This is a genomic window from Duganella caerulea (assembly GCF_040362985.1).
Lineage (GTDB): Bacteria > Pseudomonadota > Gammaproteobacteria > Burkholderiales > Burkholderiaceae_D > Rugamonas > Rugamonas vulcania.
This window is the reverse complement of the sequence record NZ_BPWJ01000012.1, coordinates 1-24,165: the sequence shown is the minus strand read 5'-3', so window position 1 is coordinate 24,165 and position 24,165 is coordinate 1. Positions and strand designations below refer to the sequence as shown.

Sequence of the window (24,165 nt, the reverse complement as noted above, 5' to 3'; positions counted from 1 at the left end):
AGATGGCTGGGCGCTGCTGCGCCCGTCAGAGCCTTTCAGCTCGCCCCGATTGTCTCAAACAGGATGGCTTCGGCAACTCATCCGCCAGTATGGCGCGATGAGCATCGCCTTCTTTTTCCTGGCGCGAGACTGCGAGCAGGAAATATGGCTGGCTCTGCGCTGAGCGGGCAGGGGCGCCTCGCTGCCGGTTGTCCGGTTGGCGGACGTTCCTAATAGGTAGTCGCGGCCAAGGCGCTTCATGAGCGTGTTCCGCCACCTCTTTCTTCCAGCCTCTCCCAGATAACCGACGCTTGCGCTCAGCTTGTTGAGCCAACGTCCAGCCAATGCCCATAGTAAATTCGCAGGTCCCGGGCAAGGTCAAATCAATTCTATAGATGGGTTGAGGTGCCTCCACGCGCGCCTCGACTGGTTCTCCCATGGATAAACTCAATAGTAAAGGACAGCATGTTACGATCACTGCAGATAGGACGCGCCCTGGCGACAATCAGCGTTGTTGTTTTCCATCTTTCGCTGACCATGGAGCTGCCGCAATACGGCAACAACCCGGTATTCCGGGAATACACCCAATATGGCAACTCAGGCGTGGATTTTTTCTTCGTGCTGTCGGGCTTTATTATCATGTTTGCTCATCACCAGGACATTGGTCGGCCTGAGGCATGGACGCGGTTCTGCTTCAGACGGTTTGTGCGTCTTTTCCCCATTTACTGGCTTTATACCGCATGCTTGGTTGCGATGTTGTATCTGGGCGTGGGGGGCAAGACCATTTTGCCAACCGATTGGCAAGGCTGGGTAAGCAGTCTGCTACTGATCCGTTTCGATGATGTCAGCCCGCCCCTTCCGGTGGCTTGGACGCTGTTTCATGAAGTGGCGTTTTACGCCGTCTTTTCCTTGCTTATCCTTAATAAAAGGTTGGGGATCGCGGTAGCGGTCGCGTGCCTGGCGTTGTCGGTTTGTTTTTTCCAATTTCCTTCGGAGTTCGAACGCACGCCCTTCAAGGTCTACACGTCGGGATATAGCTTCCATTTCCTGTTCGGCATCGGAGCCTATTGGCTCTACCGCAAGGGCGGCACGGGCAGAATGGAATTGTTTCTCGGTGTGCTGTCGCTGTTGGTGGCGTTTAGCGCACTCACTCCGTGGCGTGACCTCCAGCATCTCGGCATGGCGCTGGGCTTTGGCTTCCTGCTGGCTGCCGCGGTCAAGTTCGAGCAAGCTGGGCACTTGAAATTCCCCCGTGTGCTGGGGGCGATCGGGGATGCTTCCTACACGATCTATCTGACGCATTCCAAAATCCTCGGTGCCTTCATGGCCTTGGCTACCGCAACAGGATTGCAGGCGAAGATAGGGGGCGAGCTGGTATTCGTGCTGGCATTGCTCACAGCACTGGTATGTGGCTATCTTGCCTATTGGCTGATCGAGCGGCGGGTGTTGAGTCTGCGCAGCTGGTTTGGCGGCAGGCGGCGCTCACCCGTGCTGGCGCCAACCTGACGGCATGGGCATTTGCCCGCCCCTGAACGGGACGCGAGTAAATGCCCAGCCATGCCTATAATGGTTGGCGGTGCCCCTGCTGGGCGTGACGTAAAGTCAGGAAGCCACAGGGCTGGCAGCGGTTTTAACGTCAGAAGATGTTTTTAACCAGCGAGCAGTGAGATAATTTCTTAACTGCTCATCTATTCCGATCAATAGCACAGCACAGAAGATGCTTACAGCAGCTATTGTGAATGTTTGGCCCGCTGGATCGAGGAGTCTTACTTGAGGTAGCTGAAGAAGAAGGCGCTCGACAGGCATGTGGATGACGTAAAGCGGATAGGAGAGGTGGCCCAGGAAGGTGCACAGTGCCTTCAACTTCCCTTGCGCGGTCAGGGTGGCCGCTAAAAACACGGTTAATGGCAGGAGTGTGATGGAATTTACAAATGCGACTTTATCATTGTCGATGAAGAGGCATAGCATCGCCGCTGCAATTGTCACCCACACCAGCGTAGCAGGCGGCGCCTTGCGTTGCAGGCTGTATTGGTAGATTCCTACTCCGGCGAAGAACTCGGCGAGTACACGGGGAAATCCCAGGATGAAGTTATGTGCTCCCCAGCCTTGGTTTCCGTGCTTCATGATAATGGTACTCATCACAAAAACGGCGGCTGCGGGAATGATGAGTTTTATGCTGAAGACCTTATGATATTTATAAACAAAAACGAAGAAAACGATGTTGACGAAGGCTTCGAAAAATAGCGACCATGCAGGGTCGTTCAAGGGAAATACTGGCTCCTTTCCGACCTGTGCTGCCAGCGGCCACGGAAGCTCGCTGAAATAGGGTAGCCATGCCATGTTCAAGGCGGCCATGGTGGCAATTTGTTCGATAGACGATTTTGAATCCGGATGGGCATAGAGCGATAGCAACGCTGAAAAAATTCCTAGAAACAGTCCGAAATAATAGAGTGGACCCAACCTGACCAATCGTATCAGTAGGAATTGTTTGAAATGCATGCCTTTGAGCAGTTTTGCGCCGTAACTGTGTGCAATGACGAAACCGGAGAGGATGAAGAACAGATCCACTGCGACCCATGCGCCGGGAAGCCAGCGGAGACCGTTGTGCTGGGTATAGTGATAAAACATCACTGCGATGGCGGCTATGCCGCGCAGGCCGTCCAGGATGTCAAATCTGGGGCGTGGAAATAGGGACATGTGACTCTCCTTAATGGGGAAATATCGCGACGCGAAAAATTTCAATGCCGCGCACTGATCATTGCTGTGTGAGCAAAATTGAAATGATAAAATTACAATAACCTAGCAAGGTATTGTCCATTTGTCAATCAATTGCCTGCAGGTGGGGGGGGCGGGCGTGAACCATCCCGGTGCCAAACTGGGCCAGCGCACTCAATCGTGGCTGCCTTTACATTAAGAAGTGCTTGTTATAGTATCATCGCGTACTATTTTTTTGGTGCGCCGCAGCAAACGTGCCGTGAGGGCAAAATCGTAGGGGGGCGCTCGATGCGCCCCAACGTTGCGGCGATTTTCTATTTATACTTTGAGGCAAAAAATGAAAGCAATGATATTGGCCGCAGGGAAGGGGACGCGCGTCCGTCCTTTGACTTACGATCTGCCCAAGCCCATGATCCCGATACTGGGCAAGCCGGTCATGGCCTATCTGATCGAGCACCTGGCCAAATACGGTGTGACGGAAATCATGGTCAATGTCAGCTATCTGCACGAGAAGATCGAGGACTATTTCGGCGAGGGCCACCAGTACGGCGTCCAGATCGGCTATTCGTTCGAGGGCTACACCAAGGACGGTGGCGAGGTAATCCCGCAGCCGCTGGGGTCGGCCGGCGGCATGAAGAAAATCCAGAACTTCGGCGGCTTTTTTGACGAGACCACGATCGTGCTGTGCGGCGACGCGCTGATCGACCTCGACATCAAGTCCGCGCTGTTCGAGCACAAACGCAAGGGCGCGCTGGCGTCTGTGGTCACCAAGGAAGTGCCGTGGGAATCGGTGTCGAGCTATGGCGTGGTGGTCACCGACGCCCAGGGCCGCATCCAGTCGTTCCAGGAAAAACCGTCGCAGGCCGAGGCGCTGTCGAACTTCGTCAGCACTGGCATCTATATCTTCGAGCCTGAAGTGCTGGACCTGATACCGTCGGACCGGCCGTTCGACATCGGTTCGGACCTGTTCCCGTTGCTGGCCGAGAAAGGCCTGCCGTTCTTCGCCCAGCGGCGCCCGTTCAACTGGATCGACATCGGCAGTGTGAAGGACTACTGGGAAGTCTGCCAGAGCGTGCTGATGGGCGAGGTGGCCCACCTGGACGTGCCCGGCATCCAGCTGGAGGAGGGCCTGTGGGTCGGCCTCAACACCAGTATCGACTGGAACGGCACCTCCATCACCGGCCCGGTCTATATCGGCTCCGGTTCGCGCATCGAGTCCGGGGTGACCATCATCGGCCCGACCTGGATCGGCCACGGCAGCCATGTGTGCAGCGGTGCCCAGGTGATCCGCAGCGTGCTGTTCGAGTACACCCGCGTGTTACCAAATGTTTCGTTCAATGAAATGATCGTCTTCAAAGACTACAGTGTCGACCGCGACGGCGAGATGCGCCATGTGTCGGACTACGATCCGGATGAATGGGCCAACGCGCGGGACCGCCGCAGCAAGCGCCGCAACGAAGCCAGCAACGAAGCCCCAAAAGAAGAGAAAGTCGTCAACATCCTATGAAAATTTATCCCGTGATCCTGTCCGGCGGCGCCGGCACCCGTTTATGGCCGCTGTCGCGCGCGGTATTGCCCAAGCAGTTGCTGCCGCTGGTATCGGACCGCACCATGTTGCAGGAGACCGCGCTGCGCCTGCATGGCCGCGCGGCACTGCAGGCGCCGCTGATCGTCTGCGGCAATGAGCACCGCTTCCTGGTGGCCGAGCAAATGCGTGAAATCAAGGTGGCGCCCCTGGGCATCCTGCTGGAACCGGTCGGCCGCAACACCGCGCCGGCGGTGGCCGCCGCCGCAGAGTTCCTGAAAGCCATCGACCCGCAGGCGATGATGCTGGTGCTGCCGGCCGACCACGTGATCGAGGACGTCGACGCGTTTTATGCCGCCATCGAGCACGCCGCCGTGCTGGCGGTCGACGGCGCGCTGGCCACCTTCGGCATCGTGCCGACCGCGCCGGAAACCGGCTATGGCTACATCCAGAGCGGCAAGCCGGCCGCCGCCGAGCAATGTTTCAGCGTCGACCGCTTCGTCGAGAAGCCGGACCGCGCGACCGCCGAGGGTTTTGTCGCGGCCGGCAATTATTTCTGGAATAGCGGCATGTTCCTGTTCCGTGCCGAGAGCTACCTGCGCGAACTGGCCGAGCTGGCGCCGGCCATCGCCACCGCCGCCGAGGCGGCGGTGCGGCTGGGCTACCGCGACCTCGATTTTTGCCGCCTCGATGAAGCGGCCTTCACCGCCAGTCCTTCGGACTCGATCGACTACGCGGTGATGGAGCATACCCGTCACGCCATCGTGGTGCCGTCGGACATCGGTTGGAGCGACGTCGGCTCATGGTCGGCCCTGTGGGACGTGCAGACCGGCGACGCCAACGGCAACGTGTTGCGCGGCGATGTGTATGTTGACGGCGTTTCCGGTTCGCTGGTACGCGCCGAGAGCCGCATCGTCGCCGTGGTCGGCGTGCAGGATCTGGTGGTGGTCGAGACCGCCGACGCGGTGCTGGTGGCGCACAAGGACCAGGTCCAGCGCGTCAAGCAGATCGTCGAGCACCTGAAGAAGGAAGAGCGCACCGAACACCTGCACCACACCAAGGTCTATCGTCCGTGGGGGTGCTACGAGGGCATCGACATTGGCGACCGCTTCCAGGTCAAGCGCATCACGGTCAATCCGGGCGGCAAGCTGTCATTGCAGATGCACCACCACCGCGCCGAGCACTGGATCGTTGTCAGCGGTACCGCGCGCGTGACCTGCGGCGACACCGTCAGCCTGTTGACCGAGAACGAGTCCACCTACATTCCAATCGGCATGAACCACCGGCTGGAGAATCCGGGCAAGCTGCCCTTGCACCTGATCGAGGTGCAGTCGGGCAGCTATCTGGGAGAGGACGATATCGTCCGCTTTGAGGACGTCTACAAGCGCAGCTAAGCGGCGCCTGCCGGCAGCAAGCCGCCCGTGACCGGGCGGTTTTTTTTTGCCGCCGGTGGAAGCCGGGCTATGTTACAGTCCGGGATCCCGGCACGACTTTTTTGGATAGGATATTGTCATTGCGTAAGATGATTTTGTGGCTGGCCGCTCTGGCATGCTGGCATGGCGCCGCTGAAGCGCAAATGGCGAAGCCGTCCGGCTTGCGCCCCGAGCAATTGGCGCTGGTGATCAACGACGATGAGCCCAACAGCGTCGAGATTGGCGAATATTATCGCCAGGCGCGCAATGTGCCGGCCGAGAACGTGGTCCACGTGCGCATACCGAACCGTCCGCGCAAGCTCGACGTCGAGCAGTTCAACCAGTTGAAGGAGCAGATCGACGCCAAGCTGGGGCCGCATATCGAGGCCGTGCTGATGGTGTGGACCGCGCCGTACGCGGTGGAGTGCAACTCGATCACCTCGGCCTACACCATGGGCTTCGATGCCGCCGTCTGCGCGCAGCCGTGCGGCCCCAGCAAGCCCAACCGGAATTTCAACGCCAGCGGCGTCCAGGGCGAGCAGGGCATGCGGCTGTCGATGTTGTTGCCGACCGACTCGGTCGAGGGCGCCAAGGCGCTGATCGGACGCGGTGTCGCCAGCGGATTCGCGGTGCCGGTCGCCACGGCTTACTACCTGACCACCAGCGAGGGTGCACGCAACAGCCGTGCCGTGTTCTTCCCGCGCGCGGGGGTAGTGCCTTCGCGCAAGCTGACGATCAAGCGGCTGTCGGCCGACAGCATCGAAAACGAAAAAGACATCATGATCTATCAAACCGGCATGGCGCGCGTGGCCAAGCTGGAGACGCTGCAGTTCTTGCCGGGCGCGCTGGCCGACAGCCTGACCTCGGTCGGCGGCGATCTGCTGGGCAGTTCACAGATGAGCAGCCTGCGCTGGCTGGAAGCGGGCGCCACGGCCAGCTATGGCTCGGTCACCGAGCCCTGCAACTACTGGCAGAAATTCCCCCAACCCACGGTGCTGTTGCAGCAATACCTGCGCGGCGCCAGCGCCATCGAGGCATATTGGCGCAGCGTGGCATGGCCGGCCCAGGGCGTGTTCATCGGCGAACCGCTGGCGGCGCCTTACCGCCAACGCTGAGGGCGCCGCTTCGCCCACCTGACCCCGGCTCAAGATTTCCCGTCTTTTTGTGGGCCTGTTCCTACCTCGCCTGTTGCGCGAAGACGCGGCACCGCCGGGCGCCGGCTTTCTCCTATGAGGGCCGTCCCGCTACGCCAAGGGGCGGGGGATCTCCGCCTGGCGCGAAGTGGTTGCCGGGAAAGTTGATGATATTAAATAGTCAATCATATCAATTCAACCATGATACGATCGTTGTGCAGGTGTTGTACAACGATGCGGCCTGTCCGGGCCGCCCATCTCATGGAGGATGCATATGAAGAAAACTACTACCGCGCTGGCGGTGCTGGCCTTGGCCGGAGCCGGGTGGGCGCCGCTGGCGCTGGCGGCCGATGCCAGCCAGGCGACGCAAGTGCTGGACCTGAGCCGTGGAGTCGCCAGTTTTTCCCGCACTATCGATGCCGGCAACGCCGGCAATACCTTTGCCGACCGCTACGACTTTCATCTGAGCGGCACGTCGTCGCTGGCGGCCTTGCTGTCCGGTTTTAACCTCGCCGAGTTCGGCGGCGTCACGTTCAGCAACTTCAGTCTGGTCAATTCGGCGGGCATGGCGCTGGACGGCGTCAAATCGCTGGATGCCGGCGGCGTGCAGACCTGGCAGCTGTCGGCCAAGCCCTTGGTGGCGGACACCTACCACTTGCTGGTCAGCGGAAGCGTGCTGAACGCCAAAGCCGCCAACTACGTGGGCTCGCTGGCGGTGTCGGCTGTACCGGAGCCGCAGACGTATGGGATGCTGGCGGCGGGGTTGGGCCTGCTGGGATACGTGGCCCGCCGGCGCCGCGCTTGAGCGGGTCGGCAGTGCCCGGCACAACGGAGGCCGGGCCTCCGTTGTCGCGTTATATGGACCGGGCGCCAGGACGGGCGCGGCGCCGCAACCGTGACCAGCCGCCCAGCAACAGCAGGCCTGCGGAGGTCAGCACAAGGCCCGATGGTTCCGGCACCGACGGTACGGTGTTCATCAGTGCATGGGGAGCGTCTGGCGTGCCGGCCACACCGCGGCCGTCCTCGCCCATGCTGAAACGCGCCACGGCCGGACCGGCCAAGCGGTGTTCGATGCTGTCGTTGTGCAGGCGGCTCAGTTCCAGCGCGTCTTCGGCTTGTTGCCAGGGATCGTGGTCGGCCTCACCGGTGTTGATGCGCTCGTCGGCGTCCTGGCTGGCGTCGGCCAATCCGCAATCGCGCCGCATCAGATGCATGGAATGTTTCGGCTGCTGGCTGGCGGCCCGCTCAGGTGTTACCGTCTGCGGTGCGCAGGGATCGGACACAGGCGGCGCGGCCGGCGCTTCTGCCGCCATGGCGAGCGTCGGCAAGGCGGCACCGCATACCAGCGCGATCTGGGTGAGGAGGATTTTCATGGCGTTCATCCCTGGCCTGAACAGCAAAATTGAAGTTGTTTATTGGTAATTATTGTTACCTTATAGAAATTAGTATAGCACGTGCGGCGCAAATAACCACCATGTCGCGCTTGCCACGTCTTAGTCCGAATGGACTAAACCCACGTCATCATGGCGTCACGGCCGGATCGTAATATGCAAATTGCAAGCTTTAAAATCAATTTGTTAATATTCCAGGACTGTTCATGAAAAAACTCTTCCCTACGGCGGGCAGCCGGGCCGCCGCCACGCCTGGCCGCCGCACCATTCTGGCCGCCGCCCTGTTGGCCGCGCTGTCGGCCCAGGCCGCGACGCCCATCGTCATCAGCCAGGTGTACGGTGGCGGCGGCAATTCCGGCGCCAGGTACAAGAACGATTTCATCGAACTGTTCAACCGCGGCGACAGCGCCGTCGACATCAGCGGCTGGAGCGTGCAGTACGCCAGCGCCACCGGCAGCAGCTGGCAGCTCACCAAGCTGGCCGGCAACACCGTGCTGCAGCCCGGCCAGTATTTCCTGGTCCAGGAATCGGCCGGCACCGGCGGCACCGACGACCTGCCCACGCCCGATACCACCGGCACGCTGGCGCTGAGCGGCACCGCCGGCAAGGTGGCGCTGGTCAGCAACGTCGGCGCGCTGGCGGGCGCGGCTCCGGCCGCAGGCTCCTATGTCGACCTGGTCGGCTTTGGCACGGCCGGCTACTTCGAGGGCAGCGCGGCCGCGCCGACGCTGAGCAACACCACCGCCGCGCTGCGCGCCGCCGCCGGCTGCACCGACGCCGACAACAACGCCACCGACTTCACCGCCGGCGCGCCGGCGCCGCGCAACAGCGCCAGCGCGCTGCACGCCTGCGGCGTGCCGGCCGCGCCGCCGATCGTCGCCACCTGTCCGCCGGGCCTGTCGCTGGCCTATGGCGTCGCCGGCGGCGCCGACCTCAGCGCCACCGACAGCGACGGCATCGTCAACAACGCCGTGATCACCTCGACCGCCGTGCCGGGCATCAGCCTGGTCAACTTCCAGGCCGCCCCGGCCGCCGGCGGCAACGCCACCGTCAGCCTGCAAGTGGCGGCCTCGGTGCAGGCCAGCACCTATCCGGTGACGGTCCGCTTCGACAACAACCAGTCGCAGCAGACCAGCTGCACCATCAACGTCAGCGTGGCCGCGCCGGCCGCGCTGACCCACACGATCCCGCAAATCCAGGGCTCGGGCGACACCAGCCCGTACGCCGGCACCATCCAGACCACCGAAGGCGTGGTCACCGCCAAGGTCGGCTCCGGCTTCTTCATGCAGGACGAGACCGGCGACGGCGACCCCTCGACCTCGGACGGCCTGTTTGTCTACACCACCGCCGCCAACCTCGGCACCGTGCAGGTCGGCGACAAGCTCCGCATCACCGGCAGCGTCACCGACTACGCGCCGGTGGCCGGCGGCCATGCCTACACCGAGCTGCAGAACATCACCGCCATCGTCAAGCTGGCCGGCGGCATCAGCATCACGCCGACCAACGTCCAGCTGCCGCACCCCAACCTGGGCCAGGTCGAGGGCATGCTGGTGCGCTTCACCAATGCGCTGACCGTGTCGCAGCTGGAGTTCCTGGGCAGCCGCGGCGAAGTGACGCTGTCGTCGGGCCGCCTGGAGATCGCCTCCAACCGCTACCGCGCCGGCACGCCGGAAGCGCTGGCGCAGGCCGCCGCCAACGCGCTCAACCAGATCGTGCTGGATGACGGCCTGTTTGTCGCGCCGACCACCATTCCCTACCTGGGCGCGGACGGCTCGCTGCGCGCCGGCGACACGGTGTCCGACCTGACCGGCGTGGTGGACTTCGGCGCCAAGGGCGGCGGCGGCGCCGGCTTCAAGTTGCAGCCCACCGTGGCGCCGGTGTTCTCGCAGGACAATCCGCGCGCCGCGCCGCCGGCGCTGGCGCCGGGCAACGTCAAGGTCGCCAGCGCCAACGTGCTGAACTACTTCACCACGTTCACCAACGGCACCGACGTCGAAGGCCACACCAACCAGGGCTGCTCGCTGGGCGGCTCGGTGTCGAAATCGAACTGCCGCGGCGCCGACAACCTCAACGAGTTCAATCGCCAGACCACCAAGATCGTCGGCGAACTCAAGGCGATCGACGCCGACGTCTTCGGCCTGATGGAAATCCAGAACAGCGGCGAATACACCGTGACCAAGCTGGTGGACGCGCTCAACGAGGCGATCTCGCCGGGCACCGGCCTCAAGACCTACGCCGTGGTGCCCAAGCCGGCCACCACCGGCACCGACGCCATCCGCGTGGCGATGATCTACAAGCCGGCGGTGCTGACCCGGGTCGGCGACGCCATGACCGACGGCGACGCCATCAACAACCGTCCGCCGATGGCGCAAACCTTCAAGGCCGCCAACGGCGCCAGGTTCTCGCTGGTGGTCAACCACCTGAAGTCCAAGGGCAGCTGCCCGGCCAGCGGTCCGGACGCCGACCACAACGACAGCCAGAGCTGCTGGAACGCCACCCGCGTCCAGCAGGCGCAGCGCCTGGTGGGCACCTTCGTGCCGCAGGTGGTCAGCGCGGCCGGCGACGCCAAGGTGCTGCTGATCGGCGACTTCAACTCCTACGGCATGGAGGATCCGATCAACACCATCACCGCCACCGGCTACGTCAACCAGCTGGAGCGCTTTGTGCGCGGCGCCGGCGACATGCCGTACTCGTTCGTGTTCAACGGCGAGGCGGGCTACCTGGACCACGCGCTGGCCAGCGCCGCGCTGAGCCCGCAAGTGGCGGGCGCCGCCGAATGGCATAACAACGCCGACGAGCCGACCGTGGTCGACTACAACACCGACGGCAAGCCGCAGGACAAGTACACCAGCGCGCCGTACCGCGCGTCCGACCACGATCCGGTGGTCATCAGCCTGAACCTGGCGGCGCCGTACACCGACGTCACCGGCAGCATCCGCGCCGTGGCCTCGGGCCTGACGCTGAACCGCCTGACCGGCAAATGGACCGGCACGCTGTCGCTGACCAACACCGGCGGCGCCGCGCTGCAAGGACCGTTGCAGGTGGAGCTGGTCGGCCTGGTGGCGGGCGCGACCCTGGTGAACGCCAGCGGCGTCCATGACGGCTCGCCGTACATCTCGGTCGGCGCCGGCCTGGCGCCCGGCGCCAGCGTCTCGGTGCCGACCACGTTCACCAAGACCGGTACCGGCGGCGTGACGTACTCGTCGGTCAAAATTTCCAGCGGCACTTTCTAAGGATTCATGCACATGTTCATCACCTCCACCACCATCCGCCGCGCCGCGCTGGCCCTGGCGCTGAGCGCTTGCGCCTCGCTGGCATCGGCCGCCGCGACCTTCCATATCGAGCTCGACACGGCCGGCTTCGGCAACAAGGGCTGGATCGATCTGCAATTCAACCCGGCGCCGCTCGACCCGGTCGCGGCGTGGGCCGACCTGAGCGGTTTCATCGGTTTCGGCGACTCCGCGACGGCGCAGGCGACCGGCGTCACCGGCTCGCTGGCTTCCGGCTTCCACATGAGCACCGCCGGTGGCGCGAGCGATCTGTTTCATGAGGTCAGCTTCAGCGGCGGCAAGGTCGGCTTCAACGTCACCATCGGCGGCAACGCCGGCGCCAGCCAGGCCGGCTCCGCTTTCTCGGTGGCGCTGATCAACGCCGCCGAGGACGGCGTGCTGGGCGCGACCGGTCCGGACGGCTACAGCCTGCTGCACCTGGATTGGACGCCATCCGCCACGGCCGGCGGCAGCGGCAGCCTCGTGGCCAGCGGCTTCGACAGCGCCAGCGTGCACGTCAGCGCCGTGCCTGAACCGGCGACCTGGGCCATGCTGGGCGCCGGCCTGGCGCTGGTGGGCCTGGCCCGCCGCCGCAAGCTTCAAGCCTGAGTCCGCAGCGGCGCGGCGCAAAAACGACACAGCGATGTGTCGTTTTTTTTATGCGCGCAACAATTTTAGATCGTCTCTTCTAAACGGCAAGCGGGGCAGGCGGGGACTGGATATATATTAAAAATATCTGAATTTTCAATAGAAATCATATTAGTAATGCCAGTTTGTTTATTGCATAGTATTTCCTTTACTTGGATCTGCCATGCTACCCGCCCATATCCTTGTCATTGAAGACGAACCTGCGATCCAGGAACTGCTGGCCCTCAACCTGGGCATGGCCGGGCACACGGTCAGCCGCGCGCGCGACGCCGAGAGCGCCTTGCTGATGATCGAGGACGGCCTGCCGGATCTGCTGATGACGGACTGGAACCTGCCGGGCCAGTCCGGCCTGTCGCTGATCCGCCGCTTGCGCGCGCAGCCCGCCACGCGCGGCCTGCCGATCATCATGGTGACCGCCCGTTGTGGCGAACCGGACAAGATCATGGCGCTGGAAAGCGGCGCCGACGACTACATGACCAAGCCCTTCAGCCCGCGCGAGATGCTGGCCCGCGTGCACGCGCTGCTGCGCCGCGGCCAGTCGCATGTCCGGCAGGACGAGGCCGGCGCGGTGCGGATGAACGGCCTGCAGCTCGATCCGCACACGCTGCGCGTGACGGCCGGCGCCCGCGAGCTGGCCATGGGCCGGGTCGAATTCAAGCTGTTGAACTTCCTGATGAACCACCCCGAGCGCGTGCACACGCGCGCCCAGCTGCTCGACCAGGTGTGGGGCAGCGACGTCTACCTGGACGAGCGCACCGTCGACACCCACGTCGGCCGCCTGCGCAGCGCGTTGCAGCCCAGCGGCCACCAGCAGCGCATCGAAACCGTGCGCGGCAGCGGCTACCGCTACATCGCCGGCGAACGCGCCGCCATGGGCGCCCAGGCCTGAACGTGGACCAGCTGGTCATACTCAGCAAGCTGGAGCAGGAGTACCTGCTGCACGCGATCGAGGCGGCGCTGCCGGTGAGGCAGGCGCGCCAGTTCTTCCTGTGGACCCAGGGCCAGCTGCAGGCGTTGCTGCCACACCAGGTCATGCTGTGCCTGCAGTTCGGCCCGCAGGACGAGGTGCAGCATGTGGAGTGCGTGCACAGCACCGTGCTGGACGCCGGCCTGCTGGACCGGCTGGCCAACCGCGACGATGGCCTGGCGCTGCGGCTGGCGCGCCATTGCCGCCAGGGCGTGCGCTTGCCGGCCCTGCTGGACGCCACGCCGGGCGCCGAGAGTCATGCATTGGCGCCGTTCCTGGGCGAGCTGCGCGACCTCGGCCTGGACAACCTGCTGCTCCACGGCACCGGATGGCTGCCGGGCGGCGCCACCTTCTTTGTGCTGTTCGGCCTGCCTCAGCGGCCGCGCGCGCGTCATGCGTACTTTCTGGAATTGCTGCTGCCGCACCTGCACATGGCGCTGCAGCGCATCAACCTGCAGCAGCGCCAGGCCCGCGCCGGCGCGCTGGCGCGGCCGGCCAGCGCGCGCGAGGTTGAGATCCTGTACTGGGTGCGCGAGGGGAAAAGCAACGAGGAAATCGGCCTGATCCTCGGCATCAGCGGCCTGACCGTCAAGAACCATCTGCAGCGGCTGTACCGGCTGCTGGGGGTGTCCAACCGCGCCCACGCCATTGCCCGCGGCATGGCGCTGCACCTGTTCGAGCAGCCGGCGCTGGCGCTGGCGCAGGCCGCCTGATAACTTGCCGGCTTGCCCTCCTGTTTGAAACCGTGGCAATCTGGCGCTGCGCCCGCGCGCACGGCAAGAAAAGATTGTCGAGTATGCAAACCGCATGGTAGCCTCTGACTTCTAGCCTCTGGGCTTAGCGAATTAAGGAGTCGTTCGGATGGAAGTCGCAAAGTATCACCGTCAGACCGCAGCGCACAAGGCTGGCGGCTTTACCCTGCTGGAATTGCTGGTCGTTATCGTGATCATCGGTTTGCTGGCGGCGTATGTCGGTCCCAAGTACTTTGCCCAGTTGGGCAAGTCGGAAGTGACCATCGCCAAGGCGCAGATCGAGGCGTTTGAAAAATCGCTGGACACCTATCGCCTCGACGTCGGCCGCTACCCGACCACCGACGAAGGCCTGGCCGCCTTGCTGGTCGCGCCCGCCACGGCCGGCGCCAAGTGGAACGGCCCCTACCTGAAGAAGGGCGTGCCGCCGGACCCATGGGGCCACCCTTACCAGTACAAGGCCCCCGGCACCAAGGCCGAGTTTGAAATCACTTCGCTGGGCCGCGACGGCCAGCCCGGCGGTACCGGCGAAGACGCCGACATCACCTCACAATAAGCCTCGCCGACACGGAAAGCCGTTTTCGCCATGCAGTTCGATGTCCGCACCTTGTCGGCCGATATGGCCATCTCCCATCTGGTGATCGATGGCCGCGACGAGGCCGACGCGCGCCGCCAGGTGGAGGCGCGCGGGCTGTACGTCAGCGCCATCGCGCCGGCGCGTGGAGGGCTCGGCCTGCGCGGTGGCAAGCCGCGCGGCAAGGGCCTCTCGCTGGTGCTGTTCAGCCAGGAGCTGCTGGCGCTGCTGACCGCCGGCCTGGGCGTGGTCGAAGGCCTGGAGGCGCTGCTGGAAAAGGAAACCAGCCCCGTCACGCGCGGCGTGCTGGAGCGCCTGCTGTCCGGCCTGCGCGAAGGCCAGCGCTTCTCCGCCGTGCTGGCCGAGCAGCCCGACCTGTTCCCGCCGCTGTACATCGGCATCGTCAAGGCGGCCGAGGGCACCTCGGACCTGCCGCGTTCCCTGTCCCGCTTCATCGACTACCAGCAGCGCATCGACCTGGTGCGCGGCAAGCTGGTGTCTGCCGCCATTTATCCGTGCATCCTGCTGCTGGTCGGCGGCGGCGTCAGCCTGTTCCTGATCGGCTACGTCGTGCCGCGCTTCGCCGAGGTCTACCAGGGCGCCGGCCGCAACCTGCCGTGGCTGTCGCAGCAAATGCTCAACTGGGGCCAGTTCGCAGGCGCCCACACCACGCTGCTGTTGGGCGGCATCGCCGCCGTGCTGGGCGCGCTCGTGCTGGGCGTGCGCCAGCTGATGGGCAACGGCGGCTTCGCCCGCCTGCTGGCGCGCCTGCCCGGCATCGGCGAGCGGGTGCGCATCTACGAATTGTCGCGGCTGTACCTGACCCTGGGCATGCTCAGCGAAGGCGGCATCACCATCGTCCACGCGATCGAGACGGTGCAGGGCATGGTCTCGGCCGGCATCCGCCAGAATTTGCAGGCGGCGCGCGCCGACATCGAATCTGGCCTGCCGCTGTCGACCGCCTTCGAGGCCAGCAACCTGACCACGCCGATCTCGCTGCGCATGCTGCGCGTGGGCGAGCGGACCGGCGACATGGGTCCGATGCTGACCCAGTCCGCGGCCTTCTACGACGGCGAAATCAGCCGCTGGATAGAACGCTTCACCCGAACCTTTGAACCGCTGCTGATGGCCGCGATCGGTCTGGTGGTCGGCGCCATCGTGGTGCTGCTGTATATGCCGATTTTCGATCTGGCCGGAGACATGTCATGACGGCCCAGGCCACCCCGCAGATCGCCGCCGTGGTGCCGGCGCTGGACACCGCGCTGGTCGCGCGCGCCCGCCACCTGCGCCAGCAATCGAAGCGCACGTTGGTCGAGGAACTGGTCGCGCTGACCGACATGGAACCGCGCCTGGTGGTGCAGGCGCTGGCGCAGCCGTTCGGCATGGCCGTGCTGGAGACGGTCGACATGCTGGGCTACACGCCGGCCTTCGACCTGTTGCCGCTGTCGCAAGCACTGGCGCGCCACTGCGTGCTGCTGCGCGGGCACGACGGCCTGGTGGTCGGCGTGATCGCCGATCCGTTCGACCTCGATCTGCAAACCTGGCTGGGCACGCAGGCGCGCGCCACGCCGCACGCGCCGCTGCAAACGCGCCTTGCGCTGCAGGCCGACATCCAGGCCTACCTGTCCAAGCAGGAGGAATCCGCGCGCGCCACCGACACGCTGCTGCCCGGCGCCAGCGAGGGCCGGCGCGACGGCAAGACCGCCGCCGTGTTGTCGTTCGCCTCGGTGTCGGAAGCGGCCAGTCCCGCCGTCCGCCTGGTCAACTCCACGCTGTACGATGCGCTCAAAGCCGGCGCCTCCGACATCCACCTGGAAAGCACCGCCGGCGGCCTGGCCGTCAAGTACCGCGTGGACGGCGTGCTCGATCACGCCACCTCGGTCAACGGCATCGACGTCGCCGAGCAGATCATCTCGCGCCTGAAGGTGCTGGCGGAACTGGACATCGCCGAACGCCGCGTGCCGCAGGACGGCAGCTTCCGCGTCGAGGCCAACGCGCGCGAGATCGACCTGCGCGTCTCCATCATGCCGAGCATCCACGGCGAGGACGCGGTGATCCGTATCCTCGACAAGCGCGCCATGATCGAAGCCTACGGCTCGCTGACGCTGGAGGCGCTGGGCTTCGACGCGCCGTCGCTGGCCACGCTGCGCGTGCTGGCGCAGGAAGCCTACGGCATGCTGCTGGTGACCGGGCCGACCGGCTCCGGCAAGACCACCACGCTGTACGCCGCGCTGACCGAGATCCACAACGGCCGCGAGAAAATCATCACCATCGAAGACCCGGTCGAGTACCAGCTGCCCGGCATCCTGCAGATCCCGGTCAACGAAAAGAAGGGCCTGACCTTCGCCAAGGGCCTGCGCTCCATCCTGCGCCACGACCCGGACAAGATCATGGTCGGCGAGATCCGCGACCGCGAGACGGCGGAAATCGCCGTGCAGTCCGCGCTGACGGGCCACCTGGTGCTGACCACCGTCCACGCCAACAACGTGTTCGACGTGTTCGGCCGCTTCACGCACATGGGCATCGACCCGTATGCCTTCGTCTCGGCCTTGAACGGCATCTGGGCGCAGCGGCTGGTGCGCATCAACTGCCCGCACTGCGCGGCGCAGTACACGCCGGACGATCACGAACTGGCCAGCGTGGGCCTGGCCCGCGCCGACGTCTACGAGTACCGCTTCATGCAGGGCAAGGGCTGCGGCGATTGCCGCGGCACCGGCTACAAAGGCCGCCGTTCGATCGCCGAGATCCTCACGCTGAACGACGAGATCCGCGAACTGATCGTCGACAAGCGGCCGATCCGCCAGATCAAGCAGGCGGCCTACGCCAACGGCACGCGCAGCCTGCGCCAGGCGGCGCTGGAACTGGTCAAGCGCGGCGGCACCACGCTGGCCGAAATCAAACGAGTGACCTTGCATGCGTAGAGCAATTGGACAATCCCTGCGCATCGGCGTCTCCGGCTTTGCCGTGAGCCTGCTGCGCATCAGCCGCTGGCGCGGCGAGCCGGTCACCGTGCTGGCCGAACATGCTTTCGCGCCGTCGGGCGAGCATCCGTTCGACGCCATCGCCAATGCCTTGCGCGCGCTGTTGGGCGAGCAGGAAGTCGGCGGCTGGCCGGTCAGCATCGTGCTGGCCGACGACCTGACCCGCCTGTGGCGCGTCGTGCCGCCGCCGGACGCCGCGCGCCTGGCCGACATCGAAGCGGCGGCCGGATTTCGCTTCCAGTCGCTGTACGGCGAGTCGCCATCGGCCTGGCAGATCTCCGGCGACTGGAGCGCCACGCAGCCGTTCTTCGCCGCCGCCGTGCCGCGCGCCTTGCTGGCCGTGTTGGGCAAGGTGGCGGAGGAATTCAATCTGCACATCGTCGGCATCGAACCGCACTTCATCACCGCCTACAACCGCTGGCGGCGCGGCCTGAAACCCGGCGCGTGGTTCGGCCTCGTACACGACCACCTGCTGACATTGGCCGCCATCGAAGCCGACGGCAAGAGCATCCGCGCCATCCGCGCGCTGCCGATGCCGGCCGGGCAGGGCGCCGACCAATACTGGCTGGGCCAGACGCTGAAGCGCGAGGCGCTGCTGCTGGACATGGAAGCGCCGGAGCTGCTGCAGGTATGCGGCGCCGCGCCCGCCGTGTGGAGCAAGCCGGTGGCCAATCCGGCCCACATCGCATGCGCGGCGCTGGACCAGTCGCAGCAAGCGTCCAGCGGCGGCCTATCGACGATGGCGCTGATGGCGCGCGGCGGGAGCGCGGCATGAAGAACATGCAGATCGATTTCGCCCCGCGCGGCCTGCGCCGCACCCTGTTCCACACGCACCCCGCGCTGCTGGCGCTGGGCGGCGCCGGCCTGCTGCTGTGCGCGGCGGCGGCGTTCGGCGGCTGGAAACTGGTGGAGCAGCAGCGCTTGCGCGAGCACGAGCTGCGCCACGTGCGCGAACGCGCGGCGGCCATCTCGGCGCGGCCGGTGGAAGTGGCGCAGGTGGCGATACCGGAAGGGCAGGCCGTCTTCGTCAACGGCGCCATCATGCAACTGAACCTGCCGTGGCGCGACTTGCAGGACGCGGTGGCCGCGGCCACGCCGCGCAGCGTCGCGCTGGTGGCGATGGAGCCGGACCCACGCAAGCAGGCGCTGAAGATCACCGCCGAGACCAAGACCAGCGACGACATGGTGGCCTACGTGGCGGAGCTCAAGCAGCAGGAGCTGTTCACCGGGGTGGTCCTGACCCGCCACGAAATCAATGAGCAAGATCCCAACCGGCCATTGCGCTTCCAGCTGGAGGCCACATGGGTAGCCCGATGACGCCTGTTAAGGATACCGTGAACCTCGCCGCCATCGCGCTGCGCACGCGCCTGGCGCTGACGCGCATCGGCGCGCCGGCCTGCATCGTCATCGCGTTGTGCGTGACCGGCGTCGCCGCGTGGGCCTGGCTGCTGCCGCAACGCGCGGCGCAGGCGCGGCTGATGGCGCGTCCTCTGCCGACGCCGGCGTCGCTCGTCACCGCACCGCCGCCGCCATCGGCCAACCAGAACCTGGCTGGCTTCTACGAAGTGCTGGGCGAGAAGCGCTACGCCGAGCAGCAGGTCAAGGTGCTGTTCGACCTGGCGGCCAAGAACAAACTGACGCTGAGCCAGGGCGAATACAAAGCCGGCTACGACAAGGCCAGCCGCGTCAGCACCTACCAGATCATCCTGCCGGTGAAGGGGCCGTACCAGTCCATCTGGCAGTTCGCCATGCAGGCTTTGGGCGACATGCCGTTCGCGTCGCTGGACGAAATCGGCTTCCGCCGCGAAGCCATCGCCGAAACCACGGTGGAGGCGCGCCTGCGCTTCACGCTGTACCTGAAGGATGGCGAGCCATGAAGCCTTATCAGATCGCGATGGGCGTGGCGCTGGCCGCCGCTGCGGGGCTGGTGCTGTTCGGCGATAACTCGCCATCCGGCGACATCGCCGAGCCGGTGGCGCGCAGCCGCTCGACCGCCCCGGCAGCTGCGCCAACGTCGCCCGCTCCGCGCGCCGGCAAGGACGGCAAGCCGCAGCCCGAAGTGGCCATCCTGCGCCTGACGCCGCGCGCCACACTGGTCGGCGAATCCGGCGAGGCCACCTTCGCGGCGGGCGAGGGCGTGTTCCAGGGACAGAACTGGAATCCGCCGCCGCCACCTCCGCCGCCCGTGTCGAACGCGCCGCCGCCCGCGCCGGTGGCGCCGCCGATGCCGTTCACGGTGCTCGGCAAGGCCGTCGCCGACGGCGCCTGGGAAGTCTACCTGGCGCGCGGCGACAAGACTTACGTCGTCAAAAACCAAACCGTCATCGACGGCACCTACCGCGTCGAGAAGATCGCGCCGCCGCTGATGTCGGTCACCTATCTGCCTTTGAATCAGGTACAACAGATCAATATTGGAGTCCTCGACTGATGGCTAGTCATCTGAAGAATTTGGGCCGCCGCGCCGCGCTGCCTGCCATGCTGGCGATCGCCCTGAGCGGCTGTGCCGGACAAATGGCCTATCGCGATGGCCGCGACCTGATCGCCAAGGACCAGATCGAGGCCGGCCTGCTCAAGTTCCAGGAAGCCGTCAAGGCCGATCCGGGCAACGCGCAATACCGCTCGGCCTATCTGCTGGAACGCGACCGCGCCACACTGCGCCTGCTCGACCAGTCCGAGCGCCAGCAGTCAGAGGGTCAATTGGACCTGGCGGAACAGGGCTTCCGCCGCGTGCAGGCGCTGGACCCGCTCAACGAGCGCGCCCGCGCCGGCCTGCGCGCGCTGGAGCGGGACGCCCGCCAGACCAAGCTGCTCGCCGCCGCCAGCGCGCACGTCAACAAGGGCGAGTACGAACTGGCCAAACAAAAGCTCAACGCGATGCTGGTCGAGAACCCGGCCAACGAGAAGGCGCGCCTGATGCTGCGCGAGGTGAGCGAGAAGATCGCGCCGCCGGCGGCGGAACCGGGCCTGTCGAAAGCCTACAAGCAGCCGATCTCGATCGAGTTCCGCGACGCGCCGCTCAAGCAGGTGTTCGAAGTGATCTCGCGCCGCTCCGGCCTGAACTTCGTGTTCGACAAGGACGTCAAGACCGACCAGCGCACCACGGTCCTGCTGAAGAACAGCACCGTCGAATCGGCGATCTACTTCCTGCTGCTGACCAATCAGCTGGAGCAGCAGGTGATGGATGCGAACACGATCCTGATCTACCCGAACGTGGCGGCCAAGCTGAAGGAATACCAGGAGATGACGGTCAAGACCTTCTTCCTGGCGAACGCCGAGGCCAAGCTGGTGGCCAACACGCTCAAGACCATCCTCAAAACGCGCGACGTGGTGGTCGATGAAAAACTCAACCTGCTGATCGTGCGCGACAGTCCGGAGGCGATCCGCCTGGCCGAGAAGCTGGTGGCCCTGCAGGACGCGCCGGAAGCGGAAGTGATGCTGGAAGTGGAGATCCTGGAGGTGAAGAAGGGCAGCGTGATGGACCTGGGCGTGGTCTGGCCGACCGGCGTCGGCCTGGCGCCGCTGTCCACCTCGGGCGGCACCGGCATCACCATCCGCGACCTGAATAACCTGAACCAGCGCACCATCGGCGTGACCGGTGTCACGGCCGGCATCAACGCCAACAAGAACGACACGGATTCCAACCTGCTGGCCAATCCGCGCATCCGCGTGCGCAACAAGGAGAAGGCCAAGATCGTCATCGGCGACAAGCTGCCGGTGATTACCACCACCGTGTCGTCCGGCGTCGGCGGCTTCGCCAGCGACAACGTGACCTATGTCGACGTCGGCCTGACGCTGAACGTCGAGCCGACGGTCTACCTGAACGACGAGGTGGCGATCCGCGTGCAGCTGGAGGTGAGCAACCTGACCGGCACCATCACCACCAAGAGCGGCGGCACCGCCTACCAGATCGGCACGCGCCAGGCCACCACCATGCTGCAGCTGAAGGATGGCGAGAACCAGGTGCTGGCGGGCCTGATCAACAACGAGGAGCGCGGCACCGCCAACCACGTGCCGGGCGCGGGCGACCTGCCCATCGTCGGCCGCCTGTTCGGCAGCAAGCGTGACGACAACCAGAAGACCGAGATCGTGCTGTCGATCACGCCGCATCTGATCCGCAATGTGCAGCGTCCCGAAGCATCGGCATCGGAGTTCTCGGCCGGCACCGAGGCGAGCTTCCGCCGCCGTCCGGACCTGAGCGCGCGTCCCGCCGTGCTGATGCCGCCGTCGCCGGGTGCCTTGCCGCCGCCGGCCGGCGTGCAACCGTCGCCGCCGCGTCCACCGGTGCAGGCGATCCCGCTGTCGCAGGGCCAGCCGGCGCCGCTGCCGCCCAGCCAGGGGCAACAGCCGCAGCCGGTGCTGCCGCCGCCTGAACCGGAACCGGCGCCGATTCCGCCGGCGCAGCAGTAATCCCATGATGATGAAGCGCGTCCGTGGCTTCACGCTGATCGAACTGCTGGTGTCGCTGGCCATCCTCGGCCTGCTCAGCGCCCTGGTGGTGCCGACCGCGCAAGTGGTGGTGCAGCGCCGCCAGGAGCAGGAGCTGCGCGAGGCGCTGCACCAGATTCGCGGCGCGCTGGACGCCTATAAGGTGGCCTACGACCAGGGCCGTGTCGCCAAGGCGATGGGCGCGACCGGCTATCCGAAGACGCTGGAGCTGCTGGTGGAAGGCGTGCCGGACGCGCAGAATCCCAAGCACACCAAGATCTACTTCCTGCGCCGGGTGCCGCGCGATCCGTTCAATCCGGACGCCGCGCTGAGCGACGGCCAGACCTGGGGCAAGCGCAGCTACGCCAGCGACGCCGACCAGCCGAAGGAGGGCGAGGATGTCTACGACGTCTACAGCCTGAGCGAGAAGACCGGCCTGAACGGCGTACCCTACAGAAAATGGTGACCATGAAGACCAAAGGATTCACGCTGATCGAGCTGCTGGTGGTGCTGGGCATTGTCGCGCTGATGCTGACGCTGGCCGTGCCGCGCTACTTCCCCAGCATCGACAAGTCGAAGGAGGTGGTGCTGGCCGATAACCTGCGCAATGTGCGGCAGGTGCTCGACCAATACTACGGCGACACCGGCCGCTATCCCGACTCGCTGGAGCAGCTGGTGGAGAAGAAGTACCTGCGCGCGATGCCGGTCGACCCGATCACCGAGAGCGACACCACGTGGATCATCGTGCCGCCGGAGGACACCGGCAAGGGAGGGGTCTACAACATCAAGAGCGGCGCGCCCGGCAACGACCGCAGCGGCAAGCCTTACTCCGACTGGTGATGAGGGCGCCGCGCCTGCGCCGCGTGGGCGGCTTTACTTACCTCAGCCTGCTGATCCTGCTGGCGATCATCGGCCTGGTGACGGCCACGGCGCTGAAGCTGGGGTCGGTGGTGCAGCGCAGCCGGGCGGAGATCGAGCTGCTCGATATCGGCGCCGCGTTCAGCGACGCCCTGAAAAGCTACGCCGACGCCACGCCGGCCGGAATGCCGCCGCAGCCGCCTTCGTTGAAGGAGCTGCTGAAGGATCCGCGCTTCCCGGGAACCCGCCGGCACCTGCGCAAACTGTTTGTCGATCCGATGACCGGCAAGGCGGAGTGGGGCATCCTGTATCTCGGCGACAAGGTCGGTGTGCTGGCGGTCTACAGTCTGTCCGACGCCAAGCCTGTGAAAGTGGGAAATTTCCCGGCCCGCTACACGGGTTTTGAAGGCAAGGCGCATATTTCCGACTGGAAGTTTTCCATGGCCTTGGCCGGGGCGGTGCCGACCGAAATGACGGGGCCGTCGCCGCACCTCACCGCCCCCGCGCCCGGAAAACCGCAAGCCGCGCCTCCGTCGATTCCGCCCCCGCCGCAACCGCCGGTGGAGGCGCCGGTCAGTCCGCCGGAGCGGCCGGAAGTTCGGCCCGATCCGGCCGAGCCGCACATCCCCGAAACGCCTGAAAAACCACAGGACTAGCGGCTTGGAAGCCAATTTTTAAAAATTTTTCTCTCGAATTGTTACGGTTTTTAAGTTTACTCCCTGACATTTACCCTGATATTTTCACAACATGGGAAAAGTTATTTAAAAGAAACTAAAAATGGAAAAATAACAATTGGAATTAATATTCTTATGTTATGATTCTTCCCGAAGTACTCCTATTAACTATTCGGTGGTTGGCGAAAGCGCAGCCACAATTCGTTTGATTAAGGAAATCACATGAAATTGAAATCTATCGCTGTTGGCGCTCTGTTCGCTGTCGCTTCGTTTGCTGCTTCGGCTGCTGACCAATCCGTCGCTGTGACCGCTGGTCCGGTTTACACCTTCACCGGCGTTGGCCCACTGTTCTCGAACCATGACACGCCAACCAGCACCGGCTACGACGTGATCAGCTTCACCGGCTTGGCTGCCGGCAGCTATGAAGTTCTGTTGAGCTACTCGGGCACCAACACCCGTATCACCGCTGCCAGCCTGAACGGTCAAGCACCGGACGACCTGTCGACCGGCAAGAAAAGCAGCTCGGGCTTCTTCGACGTGACCGACAACTCGCCATTCACCCTGAAACTGTGGGGCACCATTGTTAGCGGTCCTGCGGCAGCCAACTACAACGGCACCGTGACCATCACCCCAGTACCAGAACCAGAAACCTACGGCATGCTGCTGGGCGGCCTGGCACTGATGGGTGTTGTTGCTCGTCGCAAAGCAAAAAAAGCAGCTTAAGTTTTAGCTGCTCTTGAAACCCGCCTCGGCGGGTTTTTTTTGGCTATGTAGCGGCTAGGTGTGGAAAGACTCCGACGGAGGCCTTGAGTAAGGCCAGCGGAGCATTGATCCGGTGGGCGTCCAAGGCCCATCGCCATCCGAG

23 protein-coding genes are annotated in these 24,165 nt (G+C 64.7%); 21 read left to right on the top strand and 2 right to left on the bottom strand.

The features are described from left to right. Positions 1–444 precede the first annotated feature (444 nt). Positions 445–1,485 carry an acyltransferase family protein gene (locus ACUJB0_RS27670; protein ID WP_444848058.1) on the top strand — a complete coding sequence of 347 codons (1,041 nt, stop codon included), beginning with the start codon at positions 445–447 and terminating at the stop codon, positions 1,483–1,485. Between the two features lie 96 nt (positions 1,486–1,581). Here the strand turns inward: ACUJB0_RS27670 and ACUJB0_RS27665 are convergent, their stop codons facing one another. Then, positions 1,582–2,676 carry an acyltransferase family protein gene (locus tag ACUJB0_RS27665; protein ID WP_444848057.1) on the bottom strand — a complete coding sequence of 365 codons (1,095 nt, stop codon included), beginning with the start codon at positions 2,674–2,676 and terminating at the stop codon, positions 1,582–1,584. 355 nt (positions 2,677–3,031) lie between these two features. Here ACUJB0_RS27665 and ACUJB0_RS27660 point away from each other — a divergent pair, with 355 nt between their 5' ends. From ACUJB0_RS27660 to ACUJB0_RS27645, 4 genes are all read left to right on the top strand, one after another. Next, positions 3,032–4,201 (top strand): nucleotidyltransferase family protein, encoded by a 1,170-nt coding sequence (locus ACUJB0_RS27660; RefSeq protein WP_444848056.1) that lies wholly within the window; start codon positions 3,032–3,034, stop codon positions 4,199–4,201. Then, the gene (locus ACUJB0_RS27655; protein ID WP_444848055.1) at positions 4,198–5,613 is read left to right on the top strand and encodes a mannose-1-phosphate guanylyltransferase/mannose-6-phosphate isomerase; all 1,416 of its coding nucleotides are present in this window, start codon (positions 4,198–4,200) and stop codon (positions 5,611–5,613) included. The genes ACUJB0_RS27660 and ACUJB0_RS27655 overlap by 4 nt, the downstream gene beginning before the upstream one ends. A gap of 182 nt (positions 5,614–5,795) precedes the next feature. Beyond that, positions 5,796–6,746 carry a TIGR03790 family protein gene (locus tag ACUJB0_RS27650; protein ID WP_444848054.1) on the top strand — a complete coding sequence of 317 codons (951 nt, stop codon included), beginning with the start codon at positions 5,796–5,798 and terminating at the stop codon, positions 6,744–6,746. Between the two features lie 292 nt (positions 6,747–7,038). Next, on the top strand, positions 7,039–7,569 hold the full coding sequence (locus ACUJB0_RS27645; RefSeq protein WP_444848053.1) for an FxDxF family PEP-CTERM protein: 531 nt from the start codon (positions 7,039–7,041) through the stop codon (positions 7,567–7,569). Between the two features lie 49 nt (positions 7,570–7,618). On the opposite strand, the gene ACUJB0_RS27640 is transcribed toward ACUJB0_RS27645, so the two are convergent. Next, on the bottom strand, positions 7,619–8,137 hold the full coding sequence (locus ACUJB0_RS27640; protein WP_444848052.1) for a PEP-CTERM sorting domain-containing protein: 519 nt from the start codon (positions 8,135–8,137) through the stop codon (positions 7,619–7,621). Between the two features lie 224 nt (positions 8,138–8,361). Between ACUJB0_RS27640 and ACUJB0_RS27635 the strand changes: the two genes are divergently transcribed. From ACUJB0_RS27635 to ACUJB0_RS27560, 16 genes are all read left to right on the top strand, one after another. Continuing rightward, positions 8,362–11,388 (top strand): ExeM/NucH family extracellular endonuclease, encoded by a 3,027-nt coding sequence (locus ACUJB0_RS27635; protein ID WP_444848051.1) that lies wholly within the window; start codon positions 8,362–8,364, stop codon positions 11,386–11,388. 12 nt (positions 11,389–11,400) lie between these two features. Then, positions 11,401–12,033 carry an NF038129 family PEP-CTERM protein gene (locus tag ACUJB0_RS27630; protein ID WP_444848050.1) on the top strand — a complete coding sequence of 211 codons (633 nt, stop codon included), beginning with the start codon at positions 11,401–11,403 and terminating at the stop codon, positions 12,031–12,033. A gap of 202 nt (positions 12,034–12,235) precedes the next feature. Beyond that, on the top strand, positions 12,236–12,961 hold the full coding sequence (gene phoB, locus ACUJB0_RS27625; protein WP_444848049.1) for a phosphate regulon transcriptional regulator PhoB: 726 nt from the start codon (positions 12,236–12,238) through the stop codon (positions 12,959–12,961). A 2-nt stretch (positions 12,962–12,963) separates the two neighbouring features. Continuing rightward, positions 12,964–13,752 carry an XrtB/PEP-CTERM-associated transcriptional regulator EpsA gene (gene epsA / locus ACUJB0_RS27620; protein WP_444848048.1) on the top strand — a complete coding sequence of 263 codons (789 nt, stop codon included), beginning with the start codon at positions 12,964–12,966 and terminating at the stop codon, positions 13,750–13,752. A 148-nt stretch (positions 13,753–13,900) separates the two neighbouring features. Next, positions 13,901–14,344, top strand: coding sequence for a type II secretion system major pseudopilin GspG (gene gspG / locus ACUJB0_RS27615; protein ID WP_117014642.1), 444 nt, complete (start codon positions 13,901–13,903; stop codon positions 14,342–14,344). Positions 14,345–14,374: 30 nt separating this feature from the next. Then, positions 14,375–15,571, top strand: a complete 1,197-nt coding sequence (locus ACUJB0_RS27610; protein WP_444848047.1) for a type II secretion system F family protein — start codon at positions 14,375–14,377, stop codon at positions 15,569–15,571. Next, positions 15,568–17,283, top strand: coding sequence for a GspE/PulE family protein (locus ACUJB0_RS27605; protein WP_444848046.1), 1,716 nt, complete (start codon positions 15,568–15,570; stop codon positions 17,281–17,283). Before ACUJB0_RS27610 ends, ACUJB0_RS27605 begins: the two co-directional genes overlap by 4 nt. After that, entirely contained in the window at positions 17,276–18,118 is an 843-nt protein-coding gene (locus ACUJB0_RS27600; protein ID WP_444848045.1) for a hypothetical protein, read from the top strand. Before ACUJB0_RS27605 ends, ACUJB0_RS27600 begins: the two co-directional genes overlap by 8 nt. Further along, on the top strand, positions 18,115–18,660 hold the full coding sequence (locus ACUJB0_RS27595; RefSeq protein ID WP_444848044.1) for a PilN domain-containing protein: 546 nt from the start codon (positions 18,115–18,117) through the stop codon (positions 18,658–18,660). Before ACUJB0_RS27600 ends, ACUJB0_RS27595 begins: the two co-directional genes overlap by 4 nt. Then, complete coding sequence (locus tag ACUJB0_RS27590; RefSeq protein WP_444848043.1) at positions 18,645–19,220, top strand: hypothetical protein; 576 nt, start codon at positions 18,645–18,647, stop codon at positions 19,218–19,220. The genes ACUJB0_RS27595 and ACUJB0_RS27590 overlap by 16 nt, the downstream gene beginning before the upstream one ends. After that, positions 19,217–19,771, top strand: a complete 555-nt coding sequence (locus ACUJB0_RS27585; RefSeq protein ID WP_444848042.1) for a hypothetical protein — start codon at positions 19,217–19,219, stop codon at positions 19,769–19,771. The genes ACUJB0_RS27590 and ACUJB0_RS27585 overlap by 4 nt, the downstream gene beginning before the upstream one ends. Then, on the top strand, positions 19,771–21,750 hold the full coding sequence (locus ACUJB0_RS27580) for a secretin GspD/PilQ domain-containing protein (RefSeq protein ID WP_444848041.1): 1,980 nt from the start codon (positions 19,771–19,773) through the stop codon (positions 21,748–21,750). Before ACUJB0_RS27585 ends, ACUJB0_RS27580 begins: the two co-directional genes overlap by 1 nt. Before the next feature lie 7 nt (positions 21,751–21,757). Continuing rightward, on the top strand, positions 21,758–22,234 hold the full coding sequence (locus tag ACUJB0_RS27575) for a type II secretion system protein (RefSeq protein WP_444848128.1): 477 nt from the start codon (positions 21,758–21,760) through the stop codon (positions 22,232–22,234). Beyond that, positions 22,228–22,608, top strand: coding sequence for a type II secretion system protein (locus tag ACUJB0_RS27570; protein ID WP_444848040.1), 381 nt, complete (start codon positions 22,228–22,230; stop codon positions 22,606–22,608). Before ACUJB0_RS27575 ends, ACUJB0_RS27570 begins: the two co-directional genes overlap by 7 nt. Beyond that, a complete protein-coding gene (locus ACUJB0_RS27565; protein ID WP_444848039.1) occupies positions 22,608–23,282 on the top strand; it encodes a type II secretion system protein in 675 nt (224 codons plus the stop codon). The genes ACUJB0_RS27570 and ACUJB0_RS27565 overlap by 1 nt, the downstream gene beginning before the upstream one ends. A gap of 240 nt (positions 23,283–23,522) precedes the next feature. Next, a complete protein-coding gene (locus tag ACUJB0_RS27560; protein ID WP_444848038.1) occupies positions 23,523–24,023 on the top strand; it encodes an FxDxF family PEP-CTERM protein in 501 nt (166 codons plus the stop codon). Positions 24,024–24,165: the final 142 nt, after the last annotated feature.